Source organism: Wenjunlia tyrosinilytica, from assembly GCF_014646055.1.
Classification (GTDB): Bacteria; Actinomycetota; Actinomycetes; order Streptomycetales; family Streptomycetaceae; genus Wenjunlia; species Wenjunlia tyrosinilytica.
Map to the genome: position 1 here is coordinate 76,610 of NZ_BMMS01000017.1, position 12,179 is coordinate 88,788.

Below are 12,179 nucleotides of genomic sequence, written 5' to 3' on the forward strand. Positions count from 1 at the left end.
GCCCGCCCTTCCTTCTCCCCCAATCCCCCTTGGAGCCGAACACCATGACCGCCCGCCCCACCGCCCTCACCGACGTCCGCCCCACCGTCGCGGACCCCGCCGCCGTGCGCCGCGCCGACGCCGTCCTGGAGCGTCAGCGCGGCCGCGAGTCCTCCGCACGCACCTACGCCCGCAGCTTCCCCATCGTTCCCGCCCGTGCGCACGGCATGACGGTCGAGGGCACCGACGGCCGCCGCTACCTCGACTGCCTCTCGGGGGCCGGGACGCTGGCCCTGGGCCACAACCATCCGATCGTGCTGGAGGCTGTTCAGCGGACCCTCACCAGCGGGGCCCCACTGCACGTCCTGGACCTGGCAACGCCGGAGAAGGACGCGTTCACCGACGCGCTGTTCGCCACCTTGCCCAGCGGCTTCGCCGACAGGGCCCGCATCCACTTCTGCGGGCCCACCGGGACCGACGCGGTCGAGGCCGCGTTCAAGCTGATGCAGACCGCCACCGGGCGGCGCGGACTGCTCGCGTTCACGGGCGCCTACCACGGCATGACGGCCGGCGCCCTGGCCGCCTCCGGCGGTGTCACCACCAAGCAGCCGGTGCCGGGGATCGCCGCGGACGTGACGAGGCTGCCCTACCCGTACTCCTACCGTTGCCCGTTCGGTGTCGGCGGCGAGCACGGTGCCCAGTTGTCCGCCCGGTACACCGAGCGGCTGCTCGACGACCCCAACGGCGGCGTCGTACCGCCGGCCGCGATGATCGTCGAAGCGGTCCAGGGCGAGGGTGGCGCGGTGCCCGCACCGGACGCCTGGCTGCGCGAGATGCGCCGCATCACGGCGGAGCGGGGGATCCCGCTGATCGCCGACGAGGTGCAGACCGGTGTCGGACGCACGGGCGCCTTCTGGGCGGTGGAGCACAGCGGGATCGTGCCGGACGCGATGGTGATGTCCAAGGCGATCGGCGGCAGCCTGCCGCTCGCGGTGATCGTCTACCACGAGGACTACGACGGCTGGCTGCCCGGCGCTCACACCGGCACCTTCCGTGGCAACACCCTCGCCATGGCGGCCGGTACCGCGACCCTGCGGTACGTCGCGAAGGAGGGCCTGGCGGAGCGGGCGGCGGCCGTCGGCGCCGCGATGACGGCACGTCTCGAGGCCCTGAGCTCCCAACTGCCCGCGATCGGTGACGTACGCGGCCGCGGCCTGATGATCGGTGTCGAGCTGGTCGACCCCGAGGCCGAGCCGGACGCGTGCGGTGCCCGCCCGGCCGCTCCCCGGATCGCCGCACAGGTGCGCGCCGCCTGCCTCGAGCGCGGCCTCATCGTGGAACTCGGTGGCCGCTACGACTCGACCGCACGGCTGCTGCCCCCGCTGACCGTCACCGACGAGCAGGTGGAAGCGGTTCTGGACCGGCTGACCGACGCCATCGCCTCGGTGACGGCCGCTCGGCTCGCGGGAGCCCAGGCATGACACGTGAGCTCCACGGTCCGCGGTCCACCGCTGCGGTCGCCGATACCACCCCGGCCGCCGTCCACGGCAAGCACAACGCACGGGGCGGGGCGGGTGCGACGCCTTCCCGGAACGGCCGAGGCCACGCACCGGCGCCTGCGGCCCGGCCCGACGCTCTCGGCGAAGCCGCGGCCGGCCTGCTGCGCACCGCCCTGCCAGCGAAGGCCCGCGCGCGCACCGCCCCGCTGTCCGGAGGTCAGGACGGTCCCGGCGCGCTCGAACCCCTGCTGCGGAGCGTGCTGGAAGCCCTCGCCGAGGGCGCGGTGCGGCGCGGCGGGCCGGTTCCCGCCGGAACGCCGGGCGAGCTCGAAGCGGACGTGCTGCGGGTCTTCGCCGAAACGGGAGGCGATGACGCACTCCCCCGGCTGACCGAACTGCTCGCTCACGGCAGCGCCGATCCCGCCGACCCGTCCTGCGCCGCGCACCTGCACTGCCCCCCGCTGGCCGTCGCCGTGGCCGCCGACCTCGCCGTCTGCGCGCTCAACCCCTCCCAGGACTCCTGGGACCAGGCCCCCGCCGCCACGGCCCTGGAGACCGCGCTGCTGCGGGAGCTGGCGGAGCTCGTCGGGTACGACCCGGCGCAGGCAACGGGAGTGCTCACCTCCGGCGGCACGGAATCCAACCTCATGGGCCTCATGCTCGCCCGTGACCGGATCCTCGGCCGGCGCTCGGGGCGTCAGGTCGAGCTGAGCGGTGTGTCCGGCACGGGTCCGCATCCGCGGGTCTTCGCCTCGGCCGCCGCCCACTTCTCGGTCCAGCGGTCGGCCGCCCTGCTGGGTCTCGGCGAGGACGCGGTCGTTCCCGTCCCGGTCGACCGCGACCTTCGCATGAAGCCGGAGGCACTGGCCTCAGCACTGCGCGAACGCGTCGCACGCGGCGAACTGCCACTGGCGGTCGTGGCCACCGCCGGCACCACCGACACCGGGGCGGTCGACCCGCTGCCGACCTGCGCGGCGCTGGCCGCCGAGTACGGGGCCTGGCTGCACGTGGACGCCGCCTACGGCGGCGGTGCCCTGCTGTCCGACGAGCTCTCCCCGCTGCTGGACGGGATCGCTCTGGCCGACTCCGTCTCCCTGGACTGGCACAAGCTGGGCTGGCAGCCGGCCGCCGCGGGCGTCTTCCTGGTCCGGCGGGCACAGACCTACGCCTCCCTCGCGCGGCGTGCGGTGTACCTCAACCCGACCGACGACGAGGAGGCCGGCTATCCCAGCCTGCTCGGCCTGTCGTTGCGGACCACCCGCCGCGCCGACGCCTTCAAGATCGCCGTCACACTGCGCACGCTCGGCCGCGACGGCCTGGGCCGGCTCGTGAACGCCTGCCATGAACTCGCGTGCGGCGCGGCGCGGGCCGTGCGGGCCCATCCCCGGCTGGAACTGCACACGGACCCGGTGCTGACGGCCTTGCTCTTCCGCTACGTGCCCGAGGGTGCCGACCCCGCTGACACCGACCGGGTGAACGCGGCGCTGCGGCGCAGGCTGCTGCGTGAGGGCCGGGCCGTCGTCGGCCGCACCGAACTCCCGGGCGAAGGACCCGGCCGGGTCCGGCTCAAGCTCACGCTGCTCAACCCCCACACCACGCCTGCCGAGGTCGAACGGCTGCTCCACGCGGTCGCCGCGGCGGGACAGGCCGAGGAGGAAAGCCAGTGAACCGGCCCACCGTTCCCCGTCCGGCGGGGGTGACCCGCACGGACGGCGCCTCGCCGAGCACCGCTGCCACCGCGACCGCGACCGCCGTGGAGTACGAGGACGACCGCGCCCCCGGCACACCTGCCCGGCGCACCTGCGCGGACCCGGCCGCCCAGGACGGCACGGACGGGGATGCGCGGCCGGTTCGCGCGCCCGCCCCCGACCCGCTGGACGACCCCGACCCCCTCCGGGCGGGCGACGCCGCGGCGATGGAGTCACTGCTGCGCGCCTACGTCCGGGAGACGGGCACCGACGTCCCGCCCACCGGCCGGACCCTCGTGCTGCGTCTTCCCGCCGACCGGCTCGAGCTGCGGGTGCCCGTGCGGCACCGGTCGGCCACCGGGTGGCACCGGTTCGGCATTCCGCGGCTGGTCACCTCCGAGGACGGCGGCGGTGTCCCGGCGGACGCGGCGCTGGTGGCCGCCGCGCTGATCCGCGAGACCACACTGGGCCGTGGCGTGCTCCCGCACCACGGGGGCGACGCCTGCGCCCGGGTGCTGAACTCCGCCCGGCGCACCGCCGCGCACATCGCCCGCCGGCGCGCCGAGGGCGAGGGCGGCCGGGGGCCGACGCCGTTCCTCGACAGCGAGCAGGCGCTGCTGCTGGGGCATCCGTTCCATCCCGCGCCCAAGAGCCGCGAGGAGGCCTCCGACGCCGAACTGGAGGTGTACTCACCGGAACTGCGCGGCTCCTTCCGCCTGCACTGGTTCGCCGCCCACCCCGATACCGTCGTCGGCGGCAGCGCCGACGGCCGCAGACCCGAGGAGATGCTGCGCCCGCTCGCCGCCGGGCTGGAGCTGCCCGACGGCATGGTGCCGGTTCCCGCGCACCCCTGGCAGGCCCGCGAGGTACTGGCCCGCCCCGAGGTCGCCGCGCTGGTCGACGCCGGACTGCTGCGCCCGCTCGGCCCGGCCGGACCCCACTGGTACCCCACGTCCTCGGTGCGGACCGTGCACCGCCCCGACGCCGAGGTGATGCTGAAGCTGTCCCTCGGCATGCGGATCACCAACTCCCGGCGCAACAACCTGCGCAGCGAGATGCGCCTGGGCGTGCGGGCGGCGCAGCTGCTGGCCGCGGGCCCCGCGCACTGGCTGCGCGCCGAGCACCCGCGGTTCGGTGTCCTGCGCGACTTCGCCTGGGTCTCGGCCGGCGCCGACGGACCGGAGACGGGTCTGGAGACCGCGATCCGCGACAACCCCTTCCGCGGCGGAGGGCTCCAGGGTCTGTGCGTGGCGGGTCTGCTGGCCGAGCGCACCGGTCCTGGCGACAGCACCCCTCCCCGGCATCGGGCCGCGGTGTGCGAGGCGGTCGAGCGTGCCGCACGCGCGCTCGGTGTCCCGGTGGCCGAGGCGTCGCGGCGCTGGCTGGTCCGATACCTGGACGTCCTGGCCGTTCCCCTGATCCGCCTCCAGGCGCGGTACGGGATCGCCCTGGAGCCGCACCATCAGAACACCCTGGTCGCCCTCGACGACCACGGGCTGCCCTGCGCCGGCTGGTACCGGGACAGTCAGGGCTACTACCTGGCCGCCTCCCGCACCGCCGACATCGAGCGGCTCCTGCCCGGCGCCACCGACGGCGTGGAACTGGTCTTCGACGACACGTTCGTCGACGAGCGGGTCGCCTACTACCTCGGCGTCAACAACCTCCTCGGCCTCGTCGGGGCCTTCGGCGCCCTGGGGCTGGCCGACGAAGGGGACCTGCTGCGGGTGCTGCGGGGCGTGCTGGAGCGGCTGCGCACGACCGAGCCCGCCGCCGCCGGCCTGCTGGACCTGCTGCTCGACGCCCCGGTCCTGCGGTGCAAGGGCAACTACCTGACCTGTGTGGACGGCCTTGACGAGCTCACCGGAGACGTCCACACCCAGTCGGTCTACATCGATCTTCCCAATCCCCTCACGGAGGCCCAGCGGTGACCGCTCCCTCGACTGCCCCCGGCCACGAGCTGCCCTTCGACCTGGTCGGCGTCGGTATCGGCCCGTTCAACCTGTCCCTGGCGGCGCTGGCGGACGGCGTGCCCGGCTTCCGGTCCCTGTTCCTCGACGCCAAGCCGGCGTTCTCCTGGCACCCCGGTCTGCTGATGGAGGGCACCACCTTGCAGGTGCCGTTCCTGGCCGACCTGGTCACGATGGCCGACCCGACCAGCCCCTGGTCGTACCTGAACTACATCCGCTGCCACGACCGGATGTTCAAGTTCTTCTTCTCCGAGCGCTTCCACATCCCGCGCCGCGAGTACGACCACTACTGCCGCTGGGTCGCCGAACGGCTCGCCTCGTGCAGGTTCGACGCCCGGGTCACCGCACTGGAGTGGGACGAGAACGCGAACGCCTTCGCCGTCGTGTACCGCTGCGCCGACGGTGACCGGACACGGGTACTGGCGCGCCAGGTCGTGCTGGGCGTGGGCACCGACCCGGTCGTGCCCGAGCCGCTGCGCCCGCTGCTGAGCGACGCCCACACGGGCCGGGTGCTGCACAGCGCCGACTACCGCGCCCACCGTGCCCGGCTCGCGGCGGCCGACGACGTCACGGTCGTCGGCGCGGGGCAGTCCGGCGCCGAGGTCGCGCTCGACCTGCTGCGCACCCAGGACGGCAACGGCCAGGGCGGCCCTTACGTGCGCTGGCTGGCTCGCACCGCGGCCTTCGCGCCGATGGAGTACTCCAAGATCGGCCTGGAGCACTTCACCCCGGACTACACCAGCTACTTCCGCCACCTCCCCGAAGCCGCCCGCGAGCACCTGGTGCGCGAACAGTGGCAGCTCTACAAGGGCGTGAGCGAGGAGACCCTCGGGCAGATGTACGACGAGCTGTACGAGCGGACCATAGGCGGCGGCGAGCCGCGCGCCGCCCTGCAGCCGGGCGTGGAGCTCGTCGAGGCCCGCGCCGACGGCGACGGCTACCTGCTCACCTGCCGGAACCGGCAGCAGGACTCGCTGTTCGAGATCCGGACCTGCGCCGTCGTATCCGCCACGGGTTACGCCGCCTCACGTCCCGCCTTCCTCGACGGGATCGGGGACATGGTGGACTGGGACGGCAAGGGGCGCTACCAGGTCGACGGACAGTACCGGGTCGCGCTCGACCCGCGGGTCTCGGGCGCGCTCTACGTCCAGAACGCCGAGACGCACACGCACGGCGTGGGCGCCCCCGACCTCACCCTCGGTGCCTGGCGCGCCGCGACCATCCTCAACGCCGCCGCCGGACGCACGGTGCTGCCCCTCTCCCCGCGGCAGGCGTTCACCACCTTCGGCGTACCGCGAGCGCAGGAGTCCGCGGTGCCGACGGCCGTTTCGCCCGCCACCAGCGCCCCGGCGGGGACGGGGCGATGACCGCCGGGCAGAAGGCCGGCGCGCCGGCCCCGGCAGGGCCGGGGCGCCACGCGAAGACGGTCCTCATCTCGGTGATCGGCCTGCACCTGGTCGCCGAGACCGCCCTGACACCGTTCCTGCCCCAGCTGTTCGAGCGGCTCTACGGCATCGAGGATCCGGAGGCCACCGGGCTGTACATCTGGATCTGCCGCATCGTCGGGCTGGCCGCCCTCCCCCTGTGGGGGCTGGCGGCCCGGCGCCGGCCGCCGCACACGCTGGTGCTCGCCGGGCTGTGCGGGTCGGCGGTCCTGGATCTGCTGCTGGGTCTCGCGCCGGACTACACGGCGTACACGCTGCTGTCGACGCTCATCGTGACGACCAACAGCGCGATGCTGCTGGCCTATCCGGCCTTCATCGCCGAGCACGGCGACGATTCGGCGGGCGGCGAGCGGGGCCGGCTGACCGGGGTGTGCACGCTCGTGGTCGTCTTCCACCTCTCCGTCGTGGTCTCCACCGTGGTGGGCGCCGGGGTGCTCGCGCTCCCGCAGCCGCGCATCGGCATCTCGGCGTTCGCGCTGGTGGACACCGCGCTGGCGGTGCTCACCCACCGCGTCCTGGGGCGGCGCCCGGGCACCGGGGCCGGTACCGCCGCTGCCGAGGAGGCACCGGACGCCGCGCCGTCGCCGCCCCACCCTCGGGCGCCCGCCGCATCGAGATGCCTGAGCCGGATCACGGTGCTCGCCTACGCCGCACTGATCGGGGTCATGTTCGACTTCTCGGCCAACGTGGCGCGGCCGTTCTTCACCGAGTTCTCCGACGGCCTCGGCAGCGGCTCCATCGGCTCGGCCGTGCTGTTCTTCCTGCCGAGCGTCTCCGCGCTGGCCGTCCTTCCCCTGGTGCGCCGCTGCCACGACCGGCTCGGGGACCGGCTGCTGCCGCTGGCTCTGGCCGTGGGCGCCGCCGGGATGGCCTGGACGTGGCTGGCCGACTCCGTTTCCGGGGTGGCCGGCGGCCGGCTGCTGTACGGCGTCGGTCTCGGTCTCGGCCAGGTCGCCGTCGAGCTGCGGATGTTCCGTGCGACGGGTACCAGGGGCCCGGCGTTCACCGCCGTCGAGACCGTTCGTTCCGCCGGTCTCCTGGCCGCGCCGCTGGCCGCCACGGCCGCGGTCGCCCACGACCTGGCACTGCCGCTCGCCGTCGCCGCCGTCGGGCAGTTGTGCGCGGCCGCCCTGTCCCTGAAGCGCTTCCGCGGTGCCGCCCCGGACCGGGCGCTGTGGCCGGGCGCCGCCGAAGCCGTGGAGGCGGCGGCACCTGCCCGGCCCTCGGCGGCGGATTCCTTTCCCAGGGCCCCCGCGATGACCGCTGCCGTGCCCCACGCGTCCCCCGCGCACTCCGAGGAGAACCACCGATGAACCGCACCACACGTGACGCCTGGGCCCGGGCGGGCGAGCGCCTGCTCGTCAAGGCCGTGGAGGAGTTCGCGTACGAGGAACTGCTCGTTCCCCGACCGGACCCCTCCGCCGGCACCGAGGACGCCTACCGGCTGGACCTCGCCGACGCAGTCCACTGGACCTTCCGTGCCGCCCGTGGCACCTTCGGCACCTGGCGGCTCGTGCCCAGCACCCTGCGGCGGCACCCGGCGCCCGCCGACGAGGCCGGTCCCGAACGACTGCTGCTCGACGCCCGTCCGGTCCTCGGCTGGGACGGCCCCACCACCGCGGAGGTGCTGCGTGAACTGACCGCCACCCGCAGGGCCGAGGCCGAGGTCATCTCCCGTGCCCTGCCCGCCGCCGAACTCGCGGATCTGGACCACCTGGACCTGGAGGCCCATCAAGAGGGTCACCCGTGCATGCTGCTCAACAAGGGACGCTTGGGATTCTCCGCCTCCGACGCGGCCGCCTACGCACCCGAGGCAGGCGGGTCGGTCCGTCTTCTGTGGGCCGGCGTGCACAGCAGCCTCGCCTCGTACTCCGGCGTCCCCGGCCTCGACCGCGACACGCTGCTGACCGAGGAACTGGACCCGGACACCCGCGAACAGTTCGCGGCCGCGCTCGGCCGGTCCTGCGCCGAGACCGGACACGCCCCGGCGGACTTCTGCTGGCTGCCGGTGCACCCCTTCCACTGGGACGAGGCCGTCGCGCCCCTGTTCGCCCCGTATCTCGCCGACGGCCGGCTCGTGCCGCTGGGCGAGGGCCCGGACCGCTACCGGCCGCTGCAGTCCATCCGCACCCTGGCCAACCTGGACCACCCGCACCGGCGGAATGTGAAGGTGCCGCTGCTCATCCGCAACACCCTGGTCTGGCGCGGCCTGTCCACGAAGCCGACCGAGGCGGCCCCCGATGTGAGCGCCTGGCTGCATGCGATACGCGAGGAGGACGCCTGCCTGCGGGACGAGTTGCGCTTCCACCCGCTCGGCGAGGTGGCGGGCGTAGCGGTGCGCCATCCGCTGTACGAGTCGGTGCGGGACGCCCCGTACCGCTACCACGAACTCCTCGGCGCGGTCTGGCGCGAGCCGGTCGCCGCGCTGGTCCGCGACGGGGAGCGGGCCCGCACGATGGCCGCCCTGCTCAAGGTCGGATCCGACGGCCGCGCGCTGGCCGGCGAACTGGTCGAGCGGTCCGGACTGACCTCGCGCGCCTGGCTCCGGCGCTTCTTCGGCGCCCTGCTGCCCGGGCTGCTGCACTACCTCTACCGGTACGGCGTGGCGTACTGCCCGCACGGTGAGAACACCGTGGTCCTCTACGACGCCTGCGAGATCCCCATCGGCATCGCGGTCAAGGACTTCGCCGAGGACGTCAACCTGCTGCCCGGAAGCCGGCCCGAGTACGCCCTCCTGTCCGCGCGCGCCGACGCGCTGTTGCTGCGCTGGCCCGCCGGGGAACTGGCCCACTCCCTGCTCAGCGCCGTCTTCGCGGGCCACTTCCGGTTCTTCGCCCCGCTCGCGGCCGAGCATCTCGGGGTGCCGGAGGAGGAATTCTGGGCCATGGTCCGCGCCGAGATCGAGCGCTACCACGCCCGCTTCCCGGAACTCGCCCAGCGGTTCGACGAGTTCGGCCTGCTCGCCGCCGAGTTCGACCGCGTAGCGCTCAACCGTGAACAACTGCTCGGCGGCGGCTTCCACGACCGCGCCGAGAAGGACGAGGGCTTCGACGTCGTCCACGGCACCGTCGCCAACCCCCTCGCCACCGCGACCGCCACCCGCCGCGATCTTCAGGAGCAGGCATGACCACCTCGCCGTACGAGCGGCTGCGCGCCGAGGCCGAGGAGGGACGCGTCGAGGAAGTGATCGTCGGCGTCCCGGATCTCCAGGGCAGGCTCCAGGGCAGTCGGCTGTCCGTTCCGTACTTCCTGGACGAGGCGGCCGAACAGGGCTTCAGCGCGTGCGTCTACCTCCTCGCCTCGGATGTCGAGATGAGCACCGGTCCGGGCTACGCCATCGACGCCTGGCGGAGCGGTTTCGGTGACTTCGTGCTGCGTCCCGATCCGGCCACCGTGCGTACTCTGCCCTGGGACCCGGGGACCGCCTTGGTCCTGGCCGACGCGGTCTGGCCGGGCGGCGAGGCAGTCCCCGTGGCTCCGCGGCAGGTGCTGCGCACCCAGCTCGACCGGCTGTCCGAGCGCGGGCTGACCGCCTTCGCCGGCACCGAACTGGAGTTCCTGGTCTTCCGCGAGTCCTACCGCCATGCCTGGGACCGCCGCTACCAGGGTCTGGAGACGGCCACCTCCTACAACGTCGACTACTCCCTCCAGGGGCTCACCGGGATGGAGCCCGTGGTACGGCGTATCCGCCGGGAGATGGTGCGCGCCGGTCTCACGATGGAGACGGCGCGCGGCGAGTGCCACGCCGGCCAGTACGAGATCGTCTTCCGCTACGACGAGGCGATGGCCACCTGTGACAACCATGTCGTCTTCAAGAACGGCGCCAAGCAGATCGCCGCGCAGGAGTGTGCCGCGCTCACCTTCATGCCCAAGTACGACGAGGGCGAGGGCAACAGCTGCCACATCCACCTGTCGCTGCGCGGCACCGACGGGTCTGCCGTGCTGGCCGACCCTTCGGCCGAGGACGGCATGTCCGACCTCATGCGCCACTTCGTGGCAGGGCAGCTGGCCTGCCTCTCCGACTTCGCGCTGCTGATGGCACCCAATATCAACTCCTACAAGCGGCTCCAGCCGGGTGCGTTCGCCCCCACCGGCATCACGTGGGGCAGGGACAACCGGACCTGCCCGGTCCGTGTGGTGGGCTCCGGCCACTCGCTGCGCATCGAACACCGGGTGCCCGGCGGTGACGCCAACCCTTACCTGGCCGTCGCCGCCGCGGTGGCCGCCGGCCTGTACGGCATCGAGAACAGCCTCCCGCTGCCTGCCCCCCACACAGCCAACGCCCTGGCCGATCCGTCGGTGCCGCGCCTGCCCGGCACACTCACCGATGCCCTGCGCCGGTGGGAGACCAGCGAGATCGCGGCGAAGGTCTTCGGCGAGCAGGTCGTGGGCCACTATGCCCAGGCCGCACGCACCGAACTTGCCGCGTTCGAGACCGCGGTGACGGACTGGGAACGGGTGCGCGGCTTCGAGCGCCTTTGACGTCCCTGCGGGGGATCGACGCGTCTGCGGCCCTGGCCACGGGAATTCCCGTGGCCAGGGCCGCAGACGTGCCGCTGCGTACCCCCGCTATGCGAGGTGCTTCTTCATCGCGTCGAGGATCCGGTCGGCACCGGTGTAGCCGATGCCGAGCATCCACAGGCTGTCGTCGACCTTGAAGGCCTTGTCGTTCTTCACGGCGTCCAGGTTCTTCCACAGCTTGCCGCCGGTGACGCTCGTCTCCTCGGCCTTCGCGGGGTCGCCGTAGGTGGAGTAGAAGATGACGTCGGCGTTGCCCTCGCCGATCCGCTCCGGGCTGATGTCGACGGAGAAGCCGGTCTTGTCCACGTTCGCGGCGCGGCCGACCTTGAGGTCCTTCAGGATGCTGCCGACGAATGTGTCGTTCATGTACAGGCGAGTGTCCGCGCCTTCGATGAAGCGCACGAAACCGACCTTCGTCCTCGCGGCCTTCTCCGCGCCGCCGAGCGCCCCTGTCACCTCGGCCACGTGCTTTTCGTAGTCGGCGACGACCTGCTCGGCCTCTTCCTTCCTGCCCAGCACGTCGGCGTGCAGTGCGAAGTTCTTCCTCCAGTCCGGGCCGGTGGTCTCGGTGAAGACCGTCGGCGCGATCTTGGACAGCTCCTGGTAACTCTTCTCGTCGCGCGCCTTGCTGCTGATGATCAGATCCGGGTTCAGCCCGTCGATCGCCTCGAGGTTGGGCTCCGCGATCAGACCGACCGGCTTGATGCCCTTGAGTCTGTCCTGAGGGAGGTAGGAGGACATCGGCGCGCCGGCCTCCGCGGTGACCGCGCCGACTGGCGTGATGCCCAGGGTGACGGCCGAGTCCAGGGCGTCGGTGTCGAGCACGACCACACGCCTGGGACTGTCGGGTACCTCCACCTTGCCCATGGCGGTCGTCACGGTGTGCTTTCCGCCCTTGGCGGCCGGCTTGGCGTCACTCGTGCCCGAGCCGCACGCGGTTGCGGTGACGGCGAGCGCGGCGGCGACTGCCACGGTGACGGCACGACGATTGAGGGTTGGAGCCATGAGTGGGGAGCCTTCCTGACAGACCCGATGAGAACGCGCGGGATCGATTTAGGTAAGGCTAACCTTAGCCAATGA

At 73.0% G+C, this 12,179-nt stretch carries 8 protein-coding genes; 7 read left to right on the plus strand and 1 reads right to left on the minus strand.

Features of this window, described 5'->3' with window-relative positions:
* Window positions 1-44 precede the first annotated feature (44 nt).
* Genes IEY86_RS20025 through IEY86_RS20055 form a run of 7 tightly spaced genes read left to right on the plus strand, consistent with a single transcriptional unit; the run spans window position 45 to window position 11,060 of the window.
* Window positions 45-1,460, plus strand: a complete 1,416-nt coding sequence (locus IEY86_RS20025; protein WP_189133141.1) for a diaminobutyrate--2-oxoglutarate transaminase — start codon at window positions 45-47, stop codon at window positions 1,458-1,460.
* A complete protein-coding gene (locus IEY86_RS20030; protein ID WP_189133142.1) occupies window positions 1,457-3,145 on the plus strand; it encodes a pyridoxal phosphate-dependent decarboxylase family protein in 1,689 nt (562 codons plus the stop codon). Before IEY86_RS20025 ends, IEY86_RS20030 begins: the two co-directional genes overlap by 4 nt.
* Window positions 3,142-5,094 carry an IucA/IucC family protein gene (locus IEY86_RS20035; protein ID WP_229698603.1) on the plus strand — a complete coding sequence of 651 codons (1,953 nt, stop codon included), beginning with the start codon at window positions 3,142-3,144 and terminating at the stop codon, window positions 5,092-5,094. The genes IEY86_RS20030 and IEY86_RS20035 overlap by 4 nt, the downstream gene beginning before the upstream one ends.
* Window positions 5,091-6,500: a lysine N(6)-hydroxylase/L-ornithine N(5)-oxygenase family protein gene (locus IEY86_RS20040; protein ID WP_229698604.1), complete on the plus strand. Its 1,410-nt coding sequence runs from the start codon at window positions 5,091-5,093 to the stop codon at window positions 6,498-6,500. The genes IEY86_RS20035 and IEY86_RS20040 overlap by 4 nt, the downstream gene beginning before the upstream one ends.
* A complete protein-coding gene (locus IEY86_RS20045; protein ID WP_189133143.1) occupies window positions 6,497-7,891 on the plus strand; it encodes an MFS transporter in 1,395 nt (464 codons plus the stop codon). The genes IEY86_RS20040 and IEY86_RS20045 overlap by 4 nt, the downstream gene beginning before the upstream one ends.
* Window positions 7,888-9,705, plus strand: a complete 1,818-nt coding sequence (locus IEY86_RS20050; protein WP_189133144.1) for an IucA/IucC family protein — start codon at window positions 7,888-7,890, stop codon at window positions 9,703-9,705. The genes IEY86_RS20045 and IEY86_RS20050 overlap by 4 nt, the downstream gene beginning before the upstream one ends.
* Window positions 9,702-11,060 (plus strand): glutamine synthetase family protein, encoded by a 1,359-nt coding sequence (locus tag IEY86_RS20055; RefSeq protein WP_189133145.1) that lies wholly within the window; start codon window positions 9,702-9,704, stop codon window positions 11,058-11,060. Before IEY86_RS20050 ends, IEY86_RS20055 begins: the two co-directional genes overlap by 4 nt.
* Window positions 11,061-11,147: 87 nt before the next feature.
* On the opposite strand, the gene IEY86_RS20060 is transcribed toward IEY86_RS20055, so the two are convergent.
* Window positions 11,148-12,104, minus strand: coding sequence for an ABC transporter substrate-binding protein (locus IEY86_RS20060; RefSeq protein ID WP_189133146.1), 957 nt, complete (start codon window positions 12,102-12,104; stop codon window positions 11,148-11,150).
* Between the last annotated feature and the right edge of the window lie 75 nt (window positions 12,105-12,179).

Bases quoted from the DNA above. Each gene is read 5' to 3' on its own strand.
- IEY86_RS20030 (WP_189133142.1), top strand. From the start codon at position 1,457: ATGACACGTGAGCTCCACGGTCCGCGGTCCACCGCTGCGGTCGCCGAT.
- IEY86_RS20060 (WP_189133146.1), bottom strand. From the start codon at position 12,104: ATGGCTCCAACCCTCAATCGTCGTGCCGTCACCGTGGCAGTCGCCGCC.
- IEY86_RS20025 (WP_189133141.1), top strand. From the start codon at position 45: ATGACCGCCCGCCCCACCGCCCTCACCGACGTCCGCCCCACCGTCGCG.
- IEY86_RS20050 (WP_189133144.1), top strand. From the start codon at position 7,888: ATGAACCGCACCACACGTGACGCCTGGGCCCGGGCGGGCGAGCGCCTG.
- IEY86_RS20055 (WP_189133145.1), top strand. From the start codon at position 9,702: ATGACCACCTCGCCGTACGAGCGGCTGCGCGCCGAGGCCGAGGAGGGA.
- IEY86_RS20045 (WP_189133143.1), top strand. From the start codon at position 6,497: ATGACCGCCGGGCAGAAGGCCGGCGCGCCGGCCCCGGCAGGGCCGGGG.